Genomic DNA, 23,323 nt, shown 5'->3' with positions numbered 1-23,323 from the left:
GAGAGGAGCATGACTGCAGAGGCAGCCGAACCATGAGCCAGGACCATAAGAAAGCACCGACCATGGCCGATGTCGCCCGGCTCGCGGGGGTCTCGTCGATGACCGTCTCCCGCGCGCTGCGCGCCGATGCGCCGGCTTCTGAGGAAACACGCAAGAAGATCCGCGAGGCGGCGGACCAACTGGGCTATGTCCTGAACAGCACCGCTGCCGGCCTGTCATCGCGCAAAACCGGCTTCGTGGCAGTCACCATACCCTCGATCAACAACTCGAACTTCGCCGACACCGTACGCGGCCTGACAGACGGCCTGAATTCACTCAATATTCAGGTCCTGCTGGGCTACACCGATTACGATGCGGACATCGAGGAAAAGCACATTGAGTCCATGCTGCGACGGCGCCCGGAAGCGATTGTCGTCACCGGCGGGGCCCACACGCCGCGCGCCCGCCGGCTGATGTCAAACGCCGGTATCCCGGTGATCGAGATGTGGGACCTGCCCGACAGCCCCATCGGCCATGTGGTCGGCTTTTCCAACCGCGAAACCTCACGCACCATGTGCCAGCGCCTCCACGACAAAGGCTATCGCCGCATCGGCTTCATCGGCGGCGCATCGAGCCGCGATACAAGGGGTGCCGACCGCCGGCGCGGCTATGAGGAGGCGATGCGCGAACTGGGTTGCGAGCCACGGGTGACGGCTTACGGCGATCCGCCGATCACCATGCGCCAGGGCGGCGGGGCGCTGGCCGAGATGCTGGAGACCTGGCCGGATATCGACGCCGTACTCTGCGTATCCGATCTCTCCGCCTTCGGCGCCCTAAGCGAATGCCGCAGACGGGGCCTGCAGGTGCCCGGAGACATCGCCATTGCCGGCTTCGGAAACTACGACCTGGCGGAATGCGCCGTGCCGTCGCTGACCACGGTCGAGGTTCATGCAGAGGATATCGGCCGCCGGGTCGCGGAACTGGTGCGCGAACAGCTCAGCGGCGAGACCGACAACCGTGATCACGTGACCTCCCTGATACCCTTCGAGATCATCGAACGCGAGAGCGCCTGATCCCAGGATAGTCGGGACAGACCTGCCCTATTCCTTCGCCGCGGCGAAAACCGGCTGCAGATCCTCCGCCCAGATGCAGTGGCCGGTATTGTGGGCGCCCAGCACGACGAGCAAAACGGCCTCCGTGTCCGCGATGTTGCGAAAGCCGCGCAGAACCCCGCCCGGCACCACGATCCCGTCATAGGGCTCCAGGATCGCCATGTCCGCGCCTGCGTCGCCCCAGAAAACCTGCCAGCGGCCGGTGAGCGCAATGAAGGTTTCCTCCGATCCGTGACTGTGCAGGGCCGCGCCGTTCTGCGGAGCCGCCTTCACGAAATCGATGTGATAGTTCTCCGCCTGCTCGACCGCCGTCCCTTCAAGCTGCTCGTCGTCCGCCCCCCTGCCCAATGCGCTGAAAAGCGTGCGGACATGGCCCGGCAGGGTGCAATCCAGGAAGGCGCGCGGCGAAGGTGTCAGTTCGCCAAAACGCCAGACGCGGCTTTCCATCTCCGCCCGGTCGACCGGCATCGACTTGCCGAACCAGGCCCCGGTGGCCTCGTCAAAGCGCACATCACGTTCTTTTCGCATCGTCGTCCCTTTCAGAACCGGCCGGCCTCAACCCTTTACGGCACCGGCCGTCATACCCGCAATGATCTGCCGCGCCGCAAAGAAAGTGAAGAGCAGCGGCGGGATTACGATCAAGGTGCCCATCGCCATGATGCGCCCCCACTCCACACCGGTATCGGTGATGAAGCCCGCCGCCCCGACCGGCAACGTGCGGGTTTTCCGTCCGGTGAGGAGAAGCGCGAGGATGAATTCGTTCCAGGCAATGCGGAAAGCGAAGATTCCAGCGACCGCATAGCCCGACTTCATGAGCGGCAGCAAAACCCGGAAGAAGACCTGCAGCGGCGAGGCGCCGTCGACGATGGCCGCCTCCTCCAGTTCCACCGGGATCTGCTTGTAGAAGCCGAACAGCAGCCAGATGGCAAAGGGCAGGTTGAGCGCGGTGTAGAAGAAGGTCAGCACCGCCAGGTCGTTGTCCAGGCTGAAGGTCACCACCATGGCAAAGGCCGGTACCGCCAGGACCGCCGGCGGCACCATGCGCACCAGCAGGGTGGCGTTGGCGACGAAGCGCCGGCCCTTGAATTCGGTGCGCGCCAGGGCATAGGCGCAGAGCCCGCCGAGAAAGAGGGTCAGGAAGGTCGAGAGGCTGGCGACGATGACCGAGTTGGTCAGGTAGCGGTCGAACTTGCCGCGGGTCAGGATGTATTCGTAGTTCTCCAGGGTCGGGAAGAAGAAGAACCAGACCGGCGTACCGTCGAAGATCAGTACCTCGTTTTTCAGCGAGGTGGAGATCATCACCCAGATCGGCATCAGACAGATCGCGGCCAGTACCAGCAATCCGGCATAGTGGGCCCAGATCTTCATCGGGCTATCGATTCTGCCGCTAGACATCGGCTTTATCCTTCATGGGGTTGCTGATGACCAGAATGCCGAGACTGAGGGTAAAGACGATCACGATGAGCAAGACCGAGATCGCCGAGGCATAGCCAAGCAGTTGCGCATCAAAGGCGCGGTTGTAAATGTGCAGTGACATCAGTTCGGTCGCCCGGCCCGGCCCGCCGCCGGTCATGATGTACATGACCTCCAGCGCGCGGAAGACGTCGATCAGGCGCATCAAAAGGGCGATCACCAGGATCGAGCGGATCATCGGCAGCTTCACCAGGAAGATCTGCTGCCACCAGTTGGCACCGTCGATGCGCGAAGCTTCCAGTACCTCCGACGGCAGGGCCTGCAGGCCGGCGATCACGATGATGAAAATGAACGGCGTCCACTGCCAGATGTCGGTAAAGACGATGGCGAAGAAAGCCAGATCCGCGTCGCCCAGCCAGACCTGCGGTTCGATGCCGAACCACTGGGCGAGGTAGAAGTTGATCCAGCCGACCCGGGCGTCGAAGAGATAGCGCCAGACCAGGCCGACAACGACCGGGGAGACCATCAAAGGCAGGATGAAGATGGTACGGAAAATACTGGCGCCGCGGATCGGCTTTTCCAGCATCAGCGCCAGGGCGACACCCAGCACCATCTCGATACTGATGGTCCAGAAGCCGAAGCGAAAGGTGACCCAGATGGATTCCCATACATCGGGGTCGCCCAGCATACGCCAGTAGTTGTCCAGGCCGACGTGTTCCGCCTTGGAAAAAGGCGTGCCGATCTTCCAGTCAAAAAAGGAGAGGTAGACCGCATCGATCACCGGATAGAGCAGCCCCCCGGCCATCACCAGGACCGCCGGCAGGATGAAGAAGTAAGGCGTCATCGCCCGCGTGTCGAAACGCGGCGGCACCTTCTCCGGCAGTTCCTCGGCTGTCGTCTCGGTCATGACTGTCCCGATAGGGGTTATGGGACGGGAGGGACCGTGGCGCCCCTCCCGCTTCCCACGGCTTTTCTACTGACGATAGCTCGTCCAGGCGTAGTAGCCCTCGCGCTCCATGATCGCCCGGGCCTTCTCCGCCGCCGCGTCCATGATCGGCTGGATCGGCTTGTCGGAGGTGATCACCTCGGTCAAGGCCTGGCCCAGGACGTCGATGTTCAGCTCGTTCCACTCCGGAATCAGCGGGCGCCAATCCGGGTCGGCGCAGGGCAGCTGTTCGGCCACCACCGGATACTCGGGAAACTGATCGGCGAAGTGGGCGATCGTCGACAGGCGGATCGGATCGCCGCCCAGTTCCACCATGCGTTTGTCGCCGGCCTTGGAGGTGATGTACTGGATGAACAGGAAGGCGGCTTCCTTGTTCTGGCTGTTGGCGGGAATACCCACGGCAAAGCCGCCGGTTTCAGAGCCGCAGCGCGAGCCGACCGGATGCAGGGCGAAACCCACCTTGCCGTCGATCTTGGAAAGTTTCGGGTCGCGCGACATGGCGGCGATCTTCAGGGTATCGATGTACATCGCCGCATCGCCCTGCAGAAAAGCGGCCGAGGCTTCCGAGAAACCGTAGGAGGCGATCCCCGTCGGACCGGTCCGGGTAATCTCACGCATGACCCGGGCGGCTTCGACACCGGCGGCATCGTTGAACACCGGATTCCATTGATCGTCGAAGATCTTGCCGCCGAGCGGCGCCAGATGCAGCAACCAGCCGGCGGTTACCTGGTGACCGGTCTTGCCGCGCGATGTGAGAGCGCCGACGCCGGTTTTTTCCTTGATGACCGGCAGGGCCGCCAGCAGTTCGTCATAGGTCTTCGGCGGTTCGATGCCGGCCTGCTCCAGCAGGTCCTTGCGATAGGCCATGATGGAGGTCTCGGCCCCGAAGGGAATGCCGTAGAGGCCGCCGGACTTGCCGGGCATGTAGCCTTTCTTGCCACCGACGATACCGCCGTTCTGCAGATAGGCATCGGCGATATCATCGATGTCATAGGCCGGATCGACCAGGGCGCCGTTGGTGAACATCTGGCTGAGCGGGGTCAGCAAACCCTTGGAAACGTACTCGCCCTTCCACATGACGACCCAGGAAACCACATCGTACTCGCCCTCACCCTTGGCCATCTCCAGGATCTGCCGGTCGCGCAGCTTGAGGTACTGCAGCGCATCGACCTCCACTTCGATGCCGGTCTCCTCGGTGAACTCCTCGACCAGTTCCTCGGCCTTTTGGAAGTGACTGAGGGCCGGCCAGGAAACGACAATGGTCGTCCCTTCGTATTTTTCATAAGGGTTGGCGGCCGCAGCGCCGCTGAAGAGCCCGGTTCCCAAAGCCACAGCGGCAAGGGAACCTGCCGCCATCGCGATCCATCTGTTCATTTCATCCTCCCGTCCAGGGTTGTTGTTATGGCCCGTCATCCGCCGGGCAACCGCTTCAAAGGGCTTGGCCGCTCGCACGGTCAAAAAGGTAGATCCGGTCCGCGTCGAAGTAGTAATCGCCGGATCTCAGGGGTTCGGCATCGGGCCCCACGTCAACCGAAGCGGTGACGTGCTGCTGGCCCACCACGGCGGCCAGAAACTGGCTGGAGCCGATGTATTCGGCAACGTCGACCTGCAGTTGGATCGGCGCCAAGACACCGCCGCTGTCGTTCGCCGAGAAATGCTCGGGCCGAAGGCCGACTGTAACGTCACGGTTCCGGGCCGCAGAGACGCGCTCCTTCATGCGTCCGGGGACCGGCAGGTCGAAGCCGGCGCCCCGCACCCTCAAGACCCCGGCCTCATCGGCGATCTCGCCCTCCAGGAAATTCATTGAGGGCGAGCCGATGAAACCCGCCACGAAGAGATTTGCCGGCGCGGTGTAAACCTCCCGCGGGGTGCCGACCTGCTGGATCACGCCCTTCTCCATGATCACGATGCGGTCGGCCATGGTCATGGCCTCGATCTGGTCGTGAGTCACATAGACCATGGTGCGCTCCAGGCGCTTGTGCAGCACTGCAAGCTCGGTGCGCATGGTCGCGCGCAGCTTCGCATCCAGGTTGGAAAGCGGTTCGTCAAAGAGAAAGCAGTAGGCATCGCGGACGATGGAGCGGCCCATGGCGACACGCTGACGCTGGCCGCCGGAGAGATCCTTCGGCTTGCGGTCGAGATAGGGGATCAGTTCCAACATCTCCGCCGCCCGGCGCACCCGCTCTTCGACCTCGGCTTTGGGGGTGCCGGCCAGGCGCAGGGCGAAGGACATGTTGCCGGCGACATTCATATGCGGATAGAGCGCATAGGACTGAAACACCATGGCGATGTCGCGGGCTTTGGGGGCCGCGTGGGTCACTTCCTTGCCGGCAATGTATATGCTGCCGCCGGAAACCGTCTCCAGCCCGGCAATCATGCGCAGCGTCGTCGACTTGCCGCAGCCCGAGGGGCCGACAATGACGACGAACTCGCCCTCCTTGATCGTCAGGTCCAGTTTGGGAATGACGACGACCGGCCCATAGGCCTTGGTCACCTCCCGGAGCATGACTCCGGCCATATGCCTTTTCCTCCCAGTTCAAAGCCGGCTTCTCGCGGTCTTGTGAGACAGGCTAACAAGCTTTCCACTGGCGCAGCAACGCAAAAATGTCATACGCTAACATTCTAATGGACAAAGAGGCGAAATGCCCAAGACAGAAACCAAAAACCGGCCCGGCAAACGTATCTCCAGCGGTTCGGGCACTTTGAACGAGGTTGCCAAGGCAGCCGGCGTCAGCGAGATGACCGTGTCGCGGGTGCTGCGCGGCAAAACCAATGTCTCCCAGAAGACACGCGACAAGGTTCAGGCGGCGGTGAAGGCTCTGGGCTATGTGCCCAACCGGTTGGCCGGCGCCCTGGCCTCGGCGAAGTCGATGCAGCTGGCGGTCATCATCCCCTCGCTGCGTAACATTGTCTTCCCGGAGGTTCTGGCCGGCATCACCGATTGTCTCGATACCGCCGGCTATCACGCGGTCATAGGCGTTTCCGAGTACGACCTGGGGCGGGAGGCCGAGTTGATCGCCGCCATGATGTCCTGGCGGCCCGCCGGCATCATCATCGCCAATGCCCAGCACCATCGCGATGCAGTCACCATCCTGCGCGCCTCCCCCGCGCCGGTGGTCGAGGTCATGGAGCTTACCCGCAAGCCGATCGACATGTGCGTCGGCCTCGATCATCGCAAAGCCGCGGTGATGACGGCGGAGCGTTTGCTGAAAAAGGGCTACCGCCGCTTCGCCTACCTGGGCTGCGATCTGCAGCGCGACAAAGCCGCCGGAAAACGCTTCAAGGGCTTTTCCGACACGGTCCTGAAAGGCGGCGGCAAAATGGTTGCCGAGCTGACCGTCGATGAACCTTCGGGCATCGGGCTTGGCCGCCGGCATATGGCCAGCCTGCTCGCCCAGTCGGCCAAAATCGAAATCGTTTATGCATCGAACGACGCGGTGGCCAGCGGTGCGCTGATGTACTGCCTGGCCGAGGGGATCTCCGTACCCCGGGAACTGGCCCTCGCGAGTTTCAGCGGACTGGAGGTCGGACAATCGATGCCGCTGCCCCTGACCACGATCCGCTCGCCCCGCTACGAAATGGGGCGCCTCAGCGCGGAGCGGATTCTGGACCGCCTGAACGGCAAAACCCCGCCGCGCATCACAGACGCGGGCTTCGAGTTCATCGAAGGAGAAACCACCTAGGGCAAACTGTTCTATCGCCGGCCGGGTCCTCGGCGATTGCCGGGATGGGCTTCGTCCGGCCCCCAGATCGCGCGATAGGTGTCCTTGGCAAAGCCGGCGCGCTGCAGAACCCCGTAGACCAGCAGGAACAGCAGCGGCAGGGCGACAAGCCAGGCCAGAAACGGCTGAAGCCAGCCGAGCAGTTCCAGACCGCTGGCCGCGGCGGCCAGGGCCAGCAGCAAAACGCCATAGCCCGCGACCTTGTGCCAGGCCTCAAAGGCGATACGCCGTGCCGTCATGTCGTAATGGTCGCCCCGCCAGGTGCTCGGGTCGTTTCTTGCCGCCCGCCGGTCGGTCGGGCCGCCCTTGCTGCCCCGCAGCCAGCCGCTCAACACCTGCAGAACGGCCAGTCCCACCGCCATCGATCCAAAAGCCGCATGCAGCGAAAGCTCAAAGCCCCCGGTGGTGGAAACCGCTGTCCAGACCGCCAGTCCGGCAAGACCGACAGCCCCATACATGCAGATCAGATGGCCGTACCACCAGAAGCGGTTGTCCAACTGGCGGGGCCAGTCCTGCCGCGGCGTGATCTTGAAGAAGCGGGCCAGCAAGATACCCAGCGGCGCCAGAACCAGCCAAGCGACCAGCATCAACAGGGCATGCAGGATCAAAGGGTCCAAGATTGCGGCCTCCTTATGGCGCACAGGGTGCCCCAGCCGGCCCGGCGACATCAAGCGGCAAGAGAATCAGGTGGATCAATCGGCTTGCTGCGGCGGCGGCAAATAGCTGGCAGAATAACGGCCGGTATAAATCCACCCCCTGAGAAGGCCTTCCCCGCGGATCAGGCCTCTGCCGGAAGAAACTTGGAACCTAGGAGACCTCAACGATGCCCGGACCGCTTGACGGCTTCAAAGTGATCGACCTCACGACCATGGTCTCAGGCCCCCTGGGCACCATGATCCTGGCCGACCAGGGTGCCGACGTGATCAAGGTGGAAACCCCCGAAGGTGGCGACCATACGCGGCAGGTGGCAACGCGCCGCAACGGTTTCTCCGCGTCCTTTCTGAACAACAACCGCAACAAGCGCTCCATCGCCCTGAACCTGAAAACGCCGGAAGGCCTGGCCGCCGTAAAGCACCTGGCACGCGACGCCGATGTCTTCATCCAGAACTTCCGGCCGGGCGTGATCGACCGCCTCGGCCTGGGCTACGAGGCCTTGCGTGGGGAGAATCCGAAACTGGTGTATGCCTCCATCAGTGGTTTCGGTTTCGAGGGTCCTTTTGCCCAGAAGCCGGTCTTCGACCCCCTGGTTCAGTGCCTCTCGGGCCTGACCACGGTGCAGGCCGGCGCCGACGAAGAACGCCCGCGTCTGGTGCGCACCATCTTGCCGGACAAGCTGACCGGCTTTACCATGGCACAGGCGATCTGCGCCGCCCTGCTGGCGCGCAGCCGCAGCGGCGAGGGCCAGCACATCAAGCTTTCCATGCTCGATACCGTCCTGTCTTTCCTCTGGGGCTCCGACATGGGCGGTCACACCTTCGTCGGCGACGAGATGGAAAAAGAAACGGCCCAGAGCTTCATCGACCTGATCTACGAAACCAGGGACGGCTACATCTCCGTCGCCGTCATGCGCCACAAGGAGTGGTGCGGCCTGGCCCGCGCGGCGGAACGGCCGGAGTGGCTCGACGATCCGCGCTTCCAGAATTCAGAGGGCCTGGACCTGCACAAGCACGCCCGTCTGGCGTTGACCCAGGAGGCCCTGCGGGAACGAACCTCGGCGGAGTGGATCGAACGGCTGGAGGCAGAGGGCGTGCCCTGCGCGCCGGTGCTGACCCGGCGCGAGGCAATCCGCCACCCCCAGGCCGTGGCCAACGGCATTGTCATGGAAAGCGACCACCCGGTCGCCGGACGCCTGCGCCAGGCAAGATCGCCCGCAGTCTTCTCCGCAACACCCCCCGACCATCGCTTTGGGGCACCGGCGCTGGGCGGTCACACGCGCGAGATTTTATCGGAGGCCGGCTACGACGATGCGGCCATCGACGCGATGATCGAAAACGGCAGCGCCGCCGAAACCAAGACCAGAAGCGAGGACGCGGCATGATCGACTTCTATTTCGCGCCAACGCCCAACGGCTGGAAAGTCGCCATCATGCTGGAGGAATGCGGCCTGCCCTACCGCACCCACCTGATGAAGCTGTCCCAGGGCGATCAGTTCAAGGCCGACTATCTGGCGATCAGCCCCAACGCGAAGATGCCGGCCATCGTCGACAGCGACGTTCCCGGCGAAGCGGTCAGTGTCTTCGAAAGTGGCGCCATCCTGTTCTACCTGGCGGAAAAAGTGGGACGCTTCATGCCGACGGACCCGCTGGGCCGCAAAGAAACCCTGGAATGGCTGTTCTGGCAGGTCGGCAACCAGGGGCCCATGGCCGGCCAGCTCAGTCACTTCAAGAACTATGCACCCGAGGGAGAGGATTACGGCTTCAAGCGTTACCTCGGGGAATACGAACGCAATCTGGCGGTCCTGGAGCGCCGCCTGGAAGGCCGGGATTACATTCTGGGCGACTACTCCATTGCCGACATGATCGCCTTTCCCTGGGTGCTGATCGCCAAGCCCCTGGGCTCCACCCTCAACGACTTTCCGCAGGTCGCGGACTGGCGCGGACGGATCAAGGAACGCCCGGCGGTGCGCCGCGCCATCGACCTGCACAAGGACCAGCAGAACCGCGGCAAGCATACGGCGCAAAACAACAGTCTTCTGTTCAATCAAACCGCAGACCATCTGAAGGCTGGGAAAAGCTAGTGTGTTTTCAACCTGCATCGAAGCGGTTCCAGCCGAGGACCAAATCAGGGTACGCAACAAATCTGACGCAAATTCGTCATCGCGACGACGCAACGATGCGTCAAGTTGGCTTTTTACCTGCTTCACGGAGAATCCGATGTTCCGCCCTGTTCTCGCCGTCGGGCTGACGGCCGGTTTGGCTTGGCTTGCCCCGGCGGCAATGACACCAGCCACAGCCACCGAACCCTTCACCCGCGTTTCCTCCTTCCCGATTTTCCAGAATCTTCCCGAAGGAACCGATCCGGCCACCGAAACCGTCGCCGAGATCGTGACCTCGGCGATGGACGGCAACCTGCTGGTCTATACCGACTCGGAGCTGGAAGCCATCGGCCGGGTCGACATCGCCGATCCCGCCAACCCCAAGCCGGCCGGCATCGTCATGGTCGGGGGCGAACCCACCTCGGTCGCGGTGCTGGGCAAGCACGCCTATGTCGGCGTGAACACTTCGGAAAGCTACGAAAAGCCCTCCGGCCATGTCGCGGTGGTCGAGCTGGATAGCGGCAGGATCGCAACCACCTGCGACGTGCAGGGCCAGCCGGACAGCGTGGCGATCAGCCCGGACGGCCGCTACCTCGCCATCGCCATCGAAAACGAGCGCGATGAAGACCTGAACGAAGGCGAGATCCCGCAGCTGCCTGCCGGTCACCTCGCCAGCTTCCAGGTCGAGGGAGACGGCATGCTTGCCAACTGTGCGGCCGTGACGGTCACCGACCTGACCGGTCTTGCCGAGATCGCCCCGAGCGACCCGGAACCGGAGTTCGTGTCGATCAACAGCCTGAACCAGGCCGTGGTGACGCTGCAGGAGAACAACCACCTGGCGGTCGTCGATCTGGCGCGCAACAAGGTGATCAATCATTTCTCCGCCGGCAGCGTCGACCTGGAAAACGCCGACTTCACAAAGGACGGCGTCATCAACCTGAGCGAGCGCAAAGAAGGCCTGCGCCGCGAACCCGACGCCGTTGCCTGGCTGGACAACACCCGTTTCGTGACCGCCAACGAAGGCGATTACGAGGGCGGATCGCGCGGCTTCAGCGTTTTCACCGTCGACGGCCGGATCCCCTATGATTCCGGTACGGTGACCGAACGCATGGCGGTTTCCCTGGGTCATTATCCGGAGAAGCGCTCCGGCAAGAAGGGCAGCGAACCCGAAGGCGTGGCGGTTGGCAGCTTCAACGGCGAGCGCCTGGTCATGGTCGGCCTGGAGCGCGCCAACCTCGTCGGCCTGTTTCGCGAAGACATCGCCAACGGCGGTATGGAGCTGATCCAGGCCCTGCCCTCCGGCGGTGTCGGCCCGGAAGGCATCACCACGATTGGCGAGCGCGGCCTGATCGTCATCTCCAACGAAAAGGACAGTGCCGAAGACGGCCTGCGGTCCACCATCGCGATCTATCAGCAGGGCGGCGACGGCCCGCTTCTGCCGCAGATCGTCTCTGTCGATGGCCCCGACGGCCAGCCGATCGGCTGGGGCGCACTCTCCGGTCTCGCTGCCCATCCGAGCGACCCGGCGATCCTCTACGCGGTGAACGACAGCTTCTATAGCGTCGCCCATATCTACACCCTCGACGTCTCTGCAGAGCCCGCCCGCATCGTAGCGGCACAGGCGATCACCCGGGACGGCAAGCCGGTCGAGAACCTCGATCCCGAAGGCATCGCCGCCGCCCCGGACGGCAGCTTCTACGTCGCTTCCGAAGGACACCCCGACAAGGATCGCGCCAACCTGATCCTCCACGTCCTGCCCGATGGGGAAGTGGCGCGGGAGATTACCTTGCCGGAAGTCCTGGAATCGGCCAAGAAGCGCTTCGGCCTGGAAGGCGTTGCCCTGGAAGGCAACAGGCTCTACGTCGTGGTCCAGCGCGAATGGCACGACGATCCCAAGGGCATGACCAAGATCCTGACAATGGACCTCGCCAGCTCGACCTGGGGCGTCATGCACTATCCGCTGGACAAGCCGGAGAGCGCCGCCGGCGGCTGGGTCGGCCTCAGCGAAATCACCGCCCTGGGCAACGGCCGCTTCGCCATCCTTGAGCGGGACAATCAGGCCGGAACCGATGCTGCCATCAAGCGGGTCTATCAGGTCGATCTCAGCGCGGTCACGCCGGCCGCGGTCGGCGCCGAGCCGCCCGTACTCAGCAAGACCCTGGCGATGGACCTGCTGCCAATGCTGCAGGCCGCCAAGGGTTGGACCGCCGACAAGGTGGAGGGCTTTACCCTCGCCGCCGACGGCCAACTCTATGCGGTGACCGACAACGACGGCGTCGACGGCTCGCCGGGCGAAAGCCTGTTCCTGCGCCTGGGTCCGGTCAACCAGCTGCAGGCCAGCAGATAGCCCGATCCGCAGCGTCTCGCCCTACAGCCCCGGACCATCAGGTCCGGGGCTGTTCGCTTCTAAGCGCGGGTAATTCTGTAGCCGACGCGCGGGAAGTGCAGGCAGACCTGACCGACACGCGCGTGCTCATGAATCAGGACAACCGTCTCCCGGTCCGCATAGCGCAACCTGCCATGAACGACTGGATCGCCACCGTCCACCGCCGGCACCACGGCAAGCCGGTCGCCGCAGCGCAGGCCTTGCGGGTCTTCCGCATCGTCGCCTTCAGTCGTCACGGTTTCACTACGCTGCGCGATATCGAGCGCCTCTGTCGACTCCATTGCCGCAACGTCGCCATGCTCCCGGTCGCGCAGCTTGCTTTCCCAGGATACCAGGGCCGGGAACTGGGCGAGAAACGACGGCCCCTGTGGCCAGCGGCCGCGAATGAACCAGGCGAGATAATAGACCAGGGCATCGGCGAGGCTGGGCTGCGGGCCCAGCACGAAACCGCCGTTGCGCTCAATGCTCGACTCTATCCAGGCGAAGGCGGCCCGAAGCTGCCCGATAATGTTGGGCAGGTCCGCCTTCAGATCCCCGACCGTCTGGTCGGGGCCGAGATAGAGCCGCCCTCGGTCGCGGGCGAAGTCTGCAGGCAGGCTCTCGGCACCGGCGCCCAGCACCAGGCGTACCGCCAGATCGAGCAGTTCACCATCGGTCCAGCGGCTGAGCGCCCAGACCAGTCCGGGGTTCCCCTCGGGAAAGAAACTGGGATCGGGAAAGCGCTGCTCCAGCGCCCGCAGGATGCATTGGGTATCGCAGTAGATATCGGCGCCGATCTGCATCACCGGCGCACGGCGGTAACCGCCGGTCAGCGGCATCAGATCGGGCTTCGGCGGCAGGCGCGGCACGGTCACCGAGCGCCAGGCAAGCCCCTTCAAGCCGAAGGCGATGCGCACCTTTTCCGAAACCGGTGACTGTGGATAGTGGTGCAGGATGATGTCGTTCAATAGAGTACTCGCTTAACTATCAGCAGATAGGGCCTCTGTCGCGCCCGCATCCTGGCCCAGGACAGCGGTTCTGTCGATGACAGAGGTAGACAGGCGCTTGATTCTAGAGAACAATTTTCTGTTAGCAGCGATCCGGGACCGGCGCGATTCCAGGCGGGAGAGAAACTGCCGCCTGCCGCAGGCGGGCAGTGTTGCGGACCTGGCCAAGGGCGGACTCGGAGTCCTGCTGTCGGTTTTCCTGGTGCCCGCCCTGGCCGTTGCGGCAGAGCCCGCCTCTGACGATAATCTGCAGCAAGCGGGCGCCCTGTTGCGGGCCGCGGCGACCGAACGCTGCCCGGCGGCCTTTCTCGATCCACAGGGTGTTGAGGACCAAACCCCGGGTCCGTTGAAAGGCTACCTTGCCGCCGCCGTCAACGACCGCGGCCCGGCAGACGCCTGGGTCCGGCGGGAGGTCATTCTGGAAAAGGCCGGCAGCGACCTTTCCATCAGCCTGAGCGCCACAAGGGCGGGCGGCGCATTGCGGCGCATCTCACTGACCGCCCTCGATGAAGCGGGCAAACGCCCGCTGATGACCGCACTGGCCGATGGCACCTGCCTTATCCATCACGGCCGGGCCTTGCAGTATGACGCGGCGGGAGATGCCAGCACGCTGATCCACCTCGCCCCGGATCTGGCGCAGGTTGAAACCACCGAACCCCTGAACCCGCCGGTGCCGGCGGGCGACGATCCCGGCGGCGTCACGGTCGCCCACATCGACAGCGGCGTGAATTACCTGCTGCCGGAAATCACCAAACGGTTGGCGCGCGATCAGGAAGGCAAGGCCCTGGGCCAGGACTTCTGGGATCTCGACGACAGGCCCTTTGACGGCGATACCGGGCGCTCCCCCTTCTTTCCGATCCGCCACGGAACCCCGGTGGCGAGCCTGCTGGTGGCGGAAGCGCCTGATATCCGCCTTGTCCCCTACCGCTATCCGCGCCCGGACATGACCCGTATGGGCGAGATCGTCTCGGCCGCCGCCGCTGCAGGCGCCGGGATCGTCGCCCTGCCCATGGGCAGCCGACAGCCGGGGGACTGGGAAAGCTTCGCCGCCGCTGCGAAGCGATACAGCAATCTGCTTTTCATCGTCTCCGCCGGCAACGACGGCCGCGACATCGACGCCGACCCGCTTTATCCGGCCAGCCTTACATTGGAGAACATGATCGTCGTGACCTCTTCCGATGCCTTCGGGCGTCTGGCCAGGGGCTCCAACTGGGGGCCCCTGTCGGTCGACCTGATGGTGCCGGCCGAGCAGCTTGAGGTCATCGATTATCGCGGCGCCCGGGGCCAGGCCTCCGGCTCCAGCTATGCCGTGCCGCGGGTGGCGGCCCTGGCGGCACGCCTGAAGGCGGCCCATCCGGATTGGCAGGCCGCGGAGCTGAAACGGGCCATACTGGCGCGCGCGGTCACACCGTTGCAGCGCGGCGCAGCGCGTGTCGCCGCTGGATGGATTCCCAACCCGGCGGATGATGACTGATTTCAGTTCGCCAACTTCGGCGGTCTTGGTGGCGGCTGGTTCAGGAAACGCTCCGCCGCCGGGGCGGTCTGCGGATTGACCTGTTTCAGGTGCTCGAAGGCGCGGCGCGCCAGCGCAGTATCGCCGCCCCAGGTGCCGGCCTGGATGGCAAAGCGCAGAACCTGCAGATCGTCGCCGGCCCGATCCATCAGCCAGTGCAGATGCGGCAGTTCCGCCTCGTAGTCGCGCAGCAGGTGATGGGTGATGACCAGCCCAAGGCGCGTGTTGATCGCATTGGGGTCTTCGGCCAGACCGCGTTCGAAGAGCGCGACCGCCGCCTCACCCGCGCCGCCGCGCCCCAGGGTCTGCCCGGCGAGGTCGAAGAGCTGGCGATTGCCGCTGCGCCCGCAGGCGGTGGCGATGGCCTTGGCCTGCTGGTCATCAAGACGCCCCGGCCTTGCCTGGTGGTCCTCGACCAGGGTGGTGCAGATACGCACAGCGGCACCGATCTCGGCGCTCGCCTCGGCGAAATCCGTGCCGCTTTGCGCCGCCAGCGCGGTCAGCGCCGCGGCCGGTATGGCCTCGAAACGGCCTTCGCCGCCGGAGGCGACGATACCGACAAGGCCGCCTTCGGCGTCCACCAGCGCACCGCCGCTGTTCCCCGGCTGGCTGTAGGCCGTGTGGTGCAGTCGGGCGAGGGGATGGTCCGGCGCCGGTAGCGCCACGGTCCTGCCCGGGTCGTAGGCGCGGATCTGCTGGCGCCCGACATCGGCGCCGACAGTAAAGAGCCCGCTGCCGGGTGTCGCTTCAGCCGCCGTCAGGCTGGGTCCGGCCGGCAGGCCGTTCACCTCCAGGAAAACCAGATCGGCGGGATAAGCGCTCGGCACGACCTGCGCCGTCAGGGGCGTGCCGTCGGCCAGGAAAAGCGTCGCTTCCTTCTCATCCGCCACCACATGGCGCGCGGTCACCAGGCGGTTCGGTGCAATCCGAACGGCTGAACCAACGGGATCGAAGGCAGAGATTGCAAAGACCGCCGCCCTGACATCGCAAACCGGTTGCGGTTGATCGCAGGGCCCCAGCTGCGCCCTGGCCGGCAAGGTGCCGACCAGAGTTGCAGCGACCAGAGCAACGGGCAGAAGCCACCGAAGTACAGCCGTTCGCGTCCTTATGGCGAAAGGCGCCACAGAGCTTACCAGCTGCCGGTATTTTCCATCGAAGACCAGGGCTCCGCCGGCGCCAGGGAATCGCCTTTCTGGAGGAGTTCCACCGAGATACCGTCGGGCGAACGCACGAAGGCCATGTGACCGTCGCGCGGCGGGCGGTTGATCACCACACCGCCGTCCTGCAGCTTCTGGCAGAGGCCGTAGATGTCGTCCACCGCATAAGCCAGATGACCGAAGTTGCGGCCGCCGTCGTAGTTCTCCGGGTCCCAGTTGTAGGTCAGTTCGACCAGCGGCGCCTTGTCTTCCCGGGCCCGTCCTTCGTCTTCCGGCGCGGCCAGGAAAACCAGGGTAAAGCGGCCCTTCTCGCTGTCCATGCGACGGACCTCGGTCAGGCCGAGCAGGTTGCAGTAAAAGTTCAGCGAGGCGTCCAGGTCCTTGACCCGAACCATAGTGTGCAGATAACGCAAGAGATCTCCCCTCATATCAAAATGCCTGATGGTGACCTGAGACTCGCCAGGCCAAGGCTTATCCTTAAGATAGAGACGATCCGGGAAATCGCAAACAGTCAGCCCAGAGCGGGCGTGCCCAGAACGTCGGCAACGGAGGGGATACGCTCCAGCGCCCACTTCATCTGCTGCCTGTCATAAGCCGTCAGCTCGCCGGGCGCGACCTTGTTGGACAGCGGCACGCCGTGGGCGATATCGCGCAATTGCTGGCGCAGAATAAGGTTCAGCAGGATCCGGTGGGCCTCGATCAGGTTGCCGATGTTCTTATCGCCCCCCCTGTCAGCCCCCCTATCGGGCCCCATGCCGGACCCGATGCCGGCGGATTCCTGCAGCGCCCGGTATGCCTCCAGGCGCTCGCGCGTCGACACGGCCTTTAGCCCATATTGCAGGGCGAGAACGCGCGCCGTGGAAAACACCGGCATGATGCCACCCTTCTTGAGATCGACCCGCCCGTCCTGCAGCCTGACCTTGCCGAACCAGCCGAGCGGCAAGGTAAAACTCCCGGCATTCAGCGCCAGCAGTTTTGTGAAGCTCCGCGCGCTCTGGGCGGCCGCCAGAGCCTCATCCTTCAGCGTTTGGGCGAGCGTCGTGTCGCCGTGAACCGGGGTGGCATCGAAGAAAATGTCACAGTTCAGGATATCCTCGGGCTTGGAGCGGGTAATCCACGCCCCTATGGTCTCCCGCCAGCCATCGAGATCCTGGCGCCAGGCCGCGTTCGAGGCCATGATACCACCCTTGCAGTAGACGACACCGGCATCGTTCAGGGTATCGGCGACCCGCTTGCCGAGTTCTTCGAACCAGAGGTCGGCAGTCCCGCCGGGGGCGCCCTCGCTGAAAACGATGGCATTGTCCTGATCCATCGCCAAAAGGCTCTCGCCGCGGCCGCCAGAACCGAGGACGAGCATGGCGTAGGGAACCGGCGGCGGCCCCTTGCCCTCCGCCGCCATATCGCTTTCCGCCAGCTCGCAGGCCCGCCGCGTCAGGGCGCGCAGCTCCCGCGAAACGATCGCCGCGATATCGCGGGCATCGACATCCTCATGAGCCAGGGTGCGCACGACCGTGGTCAGTTCCGACCAGATGAGCCCAAGGGCCGCCGGGGTCGTGGCCGTTTCGATGCTGTCGCCCAGCGACACCGCATCGTCGGCGCGTTGACGCAGCAGGTCACGCGCGCTCAAAGCCCCGGTCAGCGCGCCCGCCGGATCGACCACGCCAAGATGGCGGAACCCCTTGGTGCTCATACGGGCGAGGGCGCGATAGACAAACTCGTCGCCGCCGATGGTCACCAGCGGGCTCTGGCTGAATCGGTCTACTTTCTGATCCAGCGCACCTGCGCCTTCGGCAGCAAGCGCCCGCAGGACGTCGCGCTCGGTAACGATCCCGAAGGCTTCGCCTTTTGCCTTCCCAATGTTGCCCTCGGGCCCAGTGTTGCTTTCCGGCGCGACGAAAAGGGAACTGACCTTCTTCTGCGCCATAAGACCCAGCGCGTCTTTGAGGGGCGTCGTGCCGGCGACGACAAGCGGCGGTGCGCTCATGATGTCGGCGACCCGGTGCCGGTAGGGAAAGCTGTCGACCCGCGCGTATTCGGCAACGCTTTGCTTGACAGCACCGCCGTCGGCGCCTTGGGCGTGCCATCCGGCCTTCGCCTCCTCATCCATCCGGGCGGTCAGGGAGCGGCAGGCGCGCTCCGCCTCCGACAGCGTCGCGATGCCGCGCTGGCGCAACTGCGGAATCAGGGCGGCGAAGACCTGCGCCGTCAGCAGCGCGTCGCTCAGTGCCCGATGCCGCTCGGTGACCTCAAGGCCGAGCCAGGCAGCCACGGTTTCCAGCGACGGATCCGTCAGGCTGGGGGAAACCAGCTGCACCAGATGGCGCACGTCGAGGCTGCGCGGCGTCTGCCACGCCAAGCCGTTCCGCTCATGTTCCGCCTTCAGGATCGCCAGATCGAAACCGATGGAATAGCCGACAATGACCGCCGGACCGCTCCACTGCGCGAAATCCGCCATGGCCTCGGCAAATTCCGGCGCGGCGGCCACGTCGGCGTCGCCGATATGGTGGATCTCGGACGAAGCGGGCGGGATCGGGATCGCCGGGTTGACCAACGCCGAATAGGTTTCGATCTCCTCAAACTCGCCGCCACCTTTACCCTTGGCGTCTTTACCGCTACCGCCGCTGCGTACGGCGCCGATCTCGATGACCCGGTCCTCGGCCACGTCGAGGCCGGTGGTTTCCGTATCCAGAACCACCGCCGGCAAGGCGGCCAGCGGCAGCGCCGAAATACTCATTTGTATGCGGGCAAAACTCATCCCCAGACTCCCCCAGGCCCGGACTCCCCAAGCCTAGCGCCCAATGCGCGTCGCAATATAGCGCCTATCCGCAGGGCGGAGGACTTGATCCGGATCAATTCCGGGACAACCGAAAGCTGTTCAGATCCGTCGCAACACCAGCCGCGTCTATCCGCTTTTCGAACTGAGCGCGCACATCCCGCCAGGTGAACCTGATGGAGTTCTCGACAATCTCCTTGTCTTGGCGCTTCAGCTCCGGGGCGATGGGGGCCCATTTGAAAAGCGCCGCCGGGCTGGCGGTAAAGAGTTCCGGCGCCGGCAATCCGCCGTACCAGTCCTGAAAAGCCAGGCGCTGCTCGAAGGCGGCCAGGGCCTCGGACGGAGAGAAAGCATTGGTACTGAGGACCTGTTCCTCGTTGTCGCTTAACCCGCGTTTGAAGCAACGAAGCGCCAGATCCCTGTAAACCGCGCCGTCAGGCGATGCATCGCGCAGTGTCCGCGTCGCCGCATAGATCGCCAGATCCGAAAGGCAGGCCGCAAAAATATTCATTTTGGCAATGTTGACCGATGAAATGAGTACATCATTCTCGAACATACTCGGATAACGCGTGCCCATGCGCGTTTTTACATAGCCATAGAGAGTCTTCTGGGCGACAAAAGCAGAGCGAGTCGAGACGAAGGAACACACGCTATCCAGGCTGTCGAGCGGCCCCGAGTCGCGCCGCACAGTCAGTCGCGCAACGAAATCAGGGACAAAATTCAAGGCCATCTTTAGTAAGGCCAAGCCACTCTTTAATAACGAAATCACGCGCCAAAGTCCCTTTTCCAGCGGGGTCCAGCGTCTTGCTTCGTTGTACCGATCAAAATCAGCCAGAGGATCATCATAAGCGGTACTACTAAGGTTTTCATTTTCGCACAATCATGATCTACTCCCAGCTCTTCGCTGAGAGCGCTTGAGTACTGGGGTAGAATCGACAAGCACTTGGGATTGCAATGATAGAAGCCATCGACAGAGACGGCAGTTGGGGGAGCAAACATGTCCGATATCAGTAGTGAAGCCAAAACGCGCCACTGGTCGCGAACCCGGGGTCTTACGATCCTGGTTCTGGCGATCTGGGCGATCTTCGCCTTTATCCTGCCTTGGAATGCCAAGGCACTGAATGAATTTTCCTTCCTGGGCTTTCCGCTCGGCTACTACCTGATCGTTCAAGGTTCATTGGTCGTCTTTGTGGTGCTGATTTTCTTTCAGAATTGGCGCCAGGACACGATCGACGATGAAGCCGGCGTCGGCGACGAATAGGGGGGATAGATCGATATGATAAAAGGCAGTTTCATCGAAAACCTTGGCAAGGTGTACGCGATGTACACCGGCGGTTTTCTTGTTTTCGTGGCCTTGATGGCCATCCTTGAACAGATGGGCGTCGGTGCCGACACCATCGGCATCCTCTTCGTTGCCTTCACGGTCGTCATCTATGCGTTGATCGGCTGGCTGTCACGGACCATGCAGGTCGATGCCTATTACGTCGCCGGGCGCGAAGTGCCCGCCGTCTACAACGGCATGGCGACAGCCGCGGACTGGATGTCCGGTGCCTCCTTCGTCGCCCTGGCCGGTGGAATCTACTTCGGCGGCTACGGTTATCTGGGCTTCATCGTGGGCTGGACCGGCGGCTATGTGCTGGTGAACTCGCTGATGGCGCCCTACCTGCGCAAGTTCGGTTGCTACACCGTGCCGGACTTCATCGGTACCCGCTATGGCGGCAACGTTGCGCGCTTCTGCGCTGTCATCATTCTGGTGGTCGCCTCTTTCACCTACGTGACCGCTCAGATCAACGCTTCCGGCACCATCGCCGCGCGTGCCTTGCACATTCCCTTCGAGTTCGGCGTCTGGATCGGCCTGCTCGGTATCCTGCTGTGCTCCATGCTCGGCGGTATGCGGGCGGTGACCTGGACCCAGGTGGCGCAGTACATCGTGCTGATCATCGCCTATCTGGCACCGGTTATCTGGATGTCCAACAAGCAGGGTTTCGGGATCATTCCGCACTTTTCCTATGGGGATGCGGTCGCCCGAATTCAGGAACTGGAGCCCTTGCTCAGTCTTGGGGTCGCGGCGACTGAAAGCGCACCCTTTGGCGGTGTCAGGACTCTGATAACACCGCACAACGATCCGCAGGGCGGCATGGACTCCTGGAAGTTCGTCTCCCTGGCGTTCTGCATGATGGCGGGCACGGCCTCTCTGCCGCACATTCTGATGCGTTACTTCACGACGCCGTCGGTTCGTGCAGCCCGCAAATCGGTCGCCTTTTCCCTGCTCTTCATCTTCCTGCTGTACTTTACGGCGCCGGCCCTGGCCACGCTGACCAAGCTGCAGCTTCTCGATCCGACCCTGCCCACCGCGATCATCGGACAGTCTTTCGAGATAGTGAAGAGCCTGGCCTGGGTGCAGAACTGGGAAAGCGTGAACATGCTGTGGCTTTCCGACAGCAACGGTGACGGTATCCTGCAGCTGAACGAGTTCTTCATGCGGCCTGATATCGTGGTGCTGGCAACGCCGGAAATCGCCGGCCTGCCGTACGTGGTGTCCGGTCTGGTTGCCGCCGGCGGCCTGGCTGCCGCCATGTCGACCGCGGACGGCCTGTTGCTGGCCATCGCCAACGCCCTCAGCCATGATCTTTACTACAAGATCATCGACCCCAAGGCGGATACGAAGCATCGTCTCATCGTTGCCCGCATCCTGCTGGTCGGTATCGGTATGGCGGCTGCCCTTGTGGCCAGCCTTCAGCTCACCGGTATCCTTGGTGCGGTGGCCTGGGCATTCTGCTTTGCGGCATCGGGCTTGTTCTTCCCCTTGGTTCTGGGGGTCTGGTGGAAACGGGCCAACACCCAGGGGGCGATTGCCGGAATGATCTGCGGTTTCGTTGCCGGATCGGCCTATCTCTTCCTGATCCACAACAAGATCATCGATCCGGTCTTCGCGATTGACGGTCTGCGGTTTGCCATCATCGGCATGCCGGTCAGCCTGGTTGCCATGGTGGTGGTCAGCCTGATGACCCCGGCACCGGATGCCGAGACCCAGGCGATGGTCGACGAGGTTCGCATCCCTTCGGGCGAGACGATCCTCGGTGCCAAGCACTAAGCCTGCAGTTACAGGATCTAAACTTCGGGGGGCGGAGATTTTCCGCCCCCCTTCCTTATTCCGATAGAGCCGGACAAGCCTAGATGACTGATCCTCTTGCCATCTTCCCGATCTGGATCATCGCCATCGACTATACGCTGGGCGTGATCATGTGGACGCTGATCGGCCGCGTCGCCATGAACATGTTCCTGCCGGAGAACTCCGACTTCTTTTTCATGAAGTTCTTCGTCAAAGCGACCAACCCGATCATTCGCGTGTTCCGGCCAGTGACGCCAAGCTTCCTGCTCGACCCGCTGGTGCCGCTCTACGTCGCCTGGTTCTTCTTCATGATCCGCTTCTATCTGATGCCCTGGCTGCTGGGCTACTCGGTCATGGGCATGTTGTCGTTTCCGCTGGAAGGCGAAATCGCCCGGTCGATCTACAACTCCTTCAACTAAGTCACAACTGCTACCAGCCTGACCGAATGCTCGGCGAGGTCGGACAAACCGGGGCGCTGGATCACACGGGGGATCGCTGCCGGCGGTGCCATGCGCCCCGGATTTGCGCTAGTTTCCGCCGCGCTTGGGCAGACCGGCATAGAGATGAACGTGCGAATAGGTGGCGAAGGCTCCGGGCACGACGCCATAGGTCTTGCCGTCGCTGTGCCAGGCGATCGCCAGGCCGGCGGCGAGATGTTCACCGGTGAGCTGCAGGCAGGGTTTGAAGGTGGCCTCGAACCTTGCCACGCCCGCCTTGTCGGCAGCGAAGACAGATTGACTGCCGTCACGCGTCCCCAACGGCAGGTCGTAGGTCCCGATAAAGGGATCCGTCGGCGGCGAAGCCATGAAGAAGTGCCACATGGTGTAGACGCCGTCGGGAATGAGTCCGCTGAAGTCGGCCGTCAAGGTCCCGGCGCCGTCCTGGCAGCTATAGCGCGCCTCGCCCTTGGCGTTCAACCATTCACCCAGAGTGAGCCCGAGGGGCCGGCCTTTGGGCCAAGGGCCCTCGGCGGTCTCGTCGAAAGGGTTGTGATCCAACTGCCGCGCCGCCGCATAGAGCGGCAACTTGAGGTCTTGGTCACCCTTGGTCGGCCGATAGACCTTGCCGGAACCTGCTTCGCGCTCAATGAACACATCCTGCTCCGCCAGATTATCATCGACATGCCGTTTAAAGCTCAAAGACACATTAACCGGTGCGTCATAGGCGATCTGAGTGATGGGTTGGCTGACGCTGCTGTCAGCCATAGCAGCGCCGGCGCCCAGGGCCATCGCTGCGCAAGTGGTAATGAGAAGGTGCTTCAGGTGCATTATACGTCTCCTAGAATGCGGCAAAAAGCGAAGCGGCGGCCATGAGGTATCGCCGATCGGCGGGCTGCTGAAAATCGGGCAATTGTCCCGGCCATGTGCATTTTGCGTCCGCGATCCGGGACATCTGTCCCGGGTTCCTGGGAGAAACGATCCTCAAAGATTCCTGGACATCCGACAGGATGGGCATGCCCGCTTCGCAGGG

The 23,323-nt window shown here is 63.4% G+C and carries 21 protein-coding genes; 9 read left to right on the top strand and 12 right to left on the bottom strand.

Annotation, left to right across the window (positions count from 1 at the left end):
* Positions 1 to 32: 32 nt before the first annotated feature.
* Positions 33 to 1,052 (top strand): LacI family DNA-binding transcriptional regulator, encoded by a 1,020-nt coding sequence (locus HBA54_RS15320; protein WP_205944684.1) that lies wholly within the window; start codon positions 33 to 35, stop codon positions 1,050 to 1,052.
* A 27-nt stretch (positions 1,053 to 1,079) separates the two neighbouring features.
* On the opposite strand, the gene HBA54_RS15315 is transcribed toward HBA54_RS15320, so the two are convergent.
* From HBA54_RS15315 to HBA54_RS15295, 5 genes are all read right to left on the bottom strand, one after another.
* Positions 1,080 to 1,619, bottom strand: a complete 540-nt coding sequence (locus tag HBA54_RS15315) for a cupin domain-containing protein (protein ID WP_167226100.1) — start codon at positions 1,617 to 1,619, stop codon at positions 1,080 to 1,082.
* A gap of 27 nt (positions 1,620 to 1,646) precedes the next feature.
* Complete coding sequence (locus tag HBA54_RS15310; protein WP_205944683.1) at positions 1,647 to 2,486, bottom strand: carbohydrate ABC transporter permease; 840 nt, start codon at positions 2,484 to 2,486, stop codon at positions 1,647 to 1,649.
* The gene (locus HBA54_RS15305; RefSeq protein ID WP_205944682.1) at positions 2,479 to 3,411 is read right to left on the bottom strand and encodes a carbohydrate ABC transporter permease; all 933 of its coding nucleotides are present in this window, start codon (positions 3,409 to 3,411) and stop codon (positions 2,479 to 2,481) included. Before HBA54_RS15305 ends, HBA54_RS15310 begins: the two co-directional genes overlap by 8 nt.
* Positions 3,412 to 3,477: 66 nt before the next feature.
* A complete protein-coding gene (locus HBA54_RS15300; RefSeq protein ID WP_205944681.1) occupies positions 3,478 to 4,824 on the bottom strand; it encodes an ABC transporter substrate-binding protein in 1,347 nt (448 codons plus the stop codon).
* Positions 4,825 to 4,879: 55 nt separating this feature from the next.
* Complete coding sequence (locus HBA54_RS15295; protein WP_167226098.1) at positions 4,880 to 5,968, bottom strand: ABC transporter ATP-binding protein; 1,089 nt, start codon at positions 5,966 to 5,968, stop codon at positions 4,880 to 4,882.
* Positions 5,969 to 6,092: 124 nt separating this feature from the next.
* On the opposite strand from HBA54_RS15295, the gene HBA54_RS15290 reads away from it, so the two are divergent.
* Positions 6,093 to 7,133, top strand: coding sequence for a LacI family DNA-binding transcriptional regulator (locus HBA54_RS15290; RefSeq protein ID WP_167226096.1), 1,041 nt, complete (start codon positions 6,093 to 6,095; stop codon positions 7,131 to 7,133).
* A gap of 11 nt (positions 7,134 to 7,144) precedes the next feature.
* Here HBA54_RS15290 and HBA54_RS15285 read toward each other — a convergent pair whose 3' ends face one another.
* The gene (locus HBA54_RS15285) at positions 7,145 to 7,789 is read right to left on the bottom strand and encodes a cytochrome b561 domain-containing protein (protein WP_167226094.1); all 645 of its coding nucleotides are present in this window, start codon (positions 7,787 to 7,789) and stop codon (positions 7,145 to 7,147) included.
* A 206-nt stretch (positions 7,790 to 7,995) separates the two neighbouring features.
* Between HBA54_RS15285 and HBA54_RS15280 the strand changes: the two genes are divergently transcribed.
* The 3 genes from HBA54_RS15280 to HBA54_RS15270 all read left to right on the top strand — a co-directional run bounded on the left by HBA54_RS15280 (position 7,996) and on the right by HBA54_RS15270 (position 12,273).
* Positions 7,996 to 9,210 carry a CaiB/BaiF CoA transferase family protein gene (locus tag HBA54_RS15280; RefSeq protein ID WP_167226092.1) on the top strand — a complete coding sequence of 405 codons (1,215 nt, stop codon included), beginning with the start codon at positions 7,996 to 7,998 and terminating at the stop codon, positions 9,208 to 9,210.
* Positions 9,207 to 9,908: a glutathione S-transferase family protein gene (locus HBA54_RS15275; RefSeq protein WP_167226090.1), complete on the top strand. Its 702-nt coding sequence runs from the start codon at positions 9,207 to 9,209 to the stop codon at positions 9,906 to 9,908. Before HBA54_RS15280 ends, HBA54_RS15275 begins: the two co-directional genes overlap by 4 nt.
* A 136-nt stretch (positions 9,909 to 10,044) precedes the next feature.
* Positions 10,045 to 12,273, top strand: a complete 2,229-nt coding sequence (locus HBA54_RS15270; RefSeq protein ID WP_167226087.1) for an esterase-like activity of phytase family protein — start codon at positions 10,045 to 10,047, stop codon at positions 12,271 to 12,273.
* A gap of 59 nt (positions 12,274 to 12,332) precedes the next feature.
* Here HBA54_RS15270 and HBA54_RS15265 read toward each other — a convergent pair whose 3' ends face one another.
* Positions 12,333 to 13,259, bottom strand: a complete 927-nt coding sequence (locus HBA54_RS15265) for a glutathione S-transferase family protein (RefSeq protein ID WP_167226085.1) — start codon at positions 13,257 to 13,259, stop codon at positions 12,333 to 12,335.
* 76 nt (positions 13,260 to 13,335) lie between these two features.
* Here HBA54_RS15265 and HBA54_RS15260 point away from each other — a divergent pair, with 76 nt between their 5' ends.
* Positions 13,336 to 14,772, top strand: a complete 1,437-nt coding sequence (locus HBA54_RS15260; protein ID WP_167226084.1) for a S8 family serine peptidase — start codon at positions 13,336 to 13,338, stop codon at positions 14,770 to 14,772.
* 2 nt (positions 14,773 to 14,774) lie between these two features.
* Here HBA54_RS15260 and HBA54_RS15255 read toward each other — a convergent pair whose 3' ends face one another.
* The 4 genes from HBA54_RS15255 to HBA54_RS15240 all read right to left on the bottom strand — a co-directional run bounded on the left by HBA54_RS15255 (position 14,775) and on the right by HBA54_RS15240 (position 19,621).
* Positions 14,775 to 15,935: a trypsin-like peptidase domain-containing protein gene (locus HBA54_RS15255; protein ID WP_322096046.1), complete on the bottom strand. Its 1,161-nt coding sequence runs from the start codon at positions 15,933 to 15,935 to the stop codon at positions 14,775 to 14,777.
* Between the two features lie 5 nt (positions 15,936 to 15,940).
* Entirely contained in the window at positions 15,941 to 16,381 is a 441-nt protein-coding gene (locus tag HBA54_RS15250; RefSeq protein ID WP_167226081.1) for a VOC family protein, read from the bottom strand.
* 98 nt (positions 16,382 to 16,479) lie between these two features.
* Complete coding sequence (locus HBA54_RS15245) at positions 16,480 to 18,723, bottom strand: DUF294 nucleotidyltransferase-like domain-containing protein (RefSeq protein WP_167226080.1); 2,244 nt, start codon at positions 18,721 to 18,723, stop codon at positions 16,480 to 16,482.
* 94 nt (positions 18,724 to 18,817) lie between these two features.
* Complete coding sequence (locus tag HBA54_RS15240; protein ID WP_167226079.1) at positions 18,818 to 19,621, bottom strand: hypothetical protein; 804 nt, start codon at positions 19,619 to 19,621, stop codon at positions 18,818 to 18,820.
* A gap of 117 nt (positions 19,622 to 19,738) precedes the next feature.
* Between HBA54_RS15240 and HBA54_RS15235 the strand changes: the two genes are divergently transcribed.
* The 3 genes from HBA54_RS15235 to HBA54_RS15225 all read left to right on the top strand — a co-directional run bounded on the left by HBA54_RS15235 (position 19,739) and on the right by HBA54_RS15225 (position 22,272).
* Positions 19,739 to 20,002: a DUF4212 domain-containing protein gene (locus HBA54_RS15235; protein WP_167226078.1), complete on the top strand. Its 264-nt coding sequence runs from the start codon at positions 19,739 to 19,741 to the stop codon at positions 20,000 to 20,002.
* Between the two features lie 15 nt (positions 20,003 to 20,017).
* Positions 20,018 to 21,835: a sodium:solute symporter family protein gene (locus HBA54_RS15230; RefSeq protein ID WP_205944680.1), complete on the top strand. Its 1,818-nt coding sequence runs from the start codon at positions 20,018 to 20,020 to the stop codon at positions 21,833 to 21,835.
* Positions 21,836 to 21,918: 83 nt separating this feature from the next.
* Entirely contained in the window at positions 21,919 to 22,272 is a 354-nt protein-coding gene (locus tag HBA54_RS15225; RefSeq protein WP_167226077.1) for a YggT family protein, read from the top strand.
* A 108-nt stretch (positions 22,273 to 22,380) separates the two neighbouring features.
* On the opposite strand, the gene HBA54_RS15220 is transcribed toward HBA54_RS15225, so the two are convergent.
* On the bottom strand, positions 22,381 to 23,121 hold the full coding sequence (locus tag HBA54_RS15220) for a hypothetical protein (protein WP_167226076.1): 741 nt from the start codon (positions 23,119 to 23,121) through the stop codon (positions 22,381 to 22,383).
* Between the last annotated feature and the right edge of the window lie 202 nt (positions 23,122 to 23,323).

It is taken from the genome of Pelagibius litoralis (assembly GCF_011683915.1).
GTDB lineage: Bacteria > Pseudomonadota > Alphaproteobacteria > Kiloniellales > Kiloniellaceae > Pelagibius > Pelagibius litoralis.
This window is presented reverse-complemented; position numbering and strand designations above follow the sequence as displayed.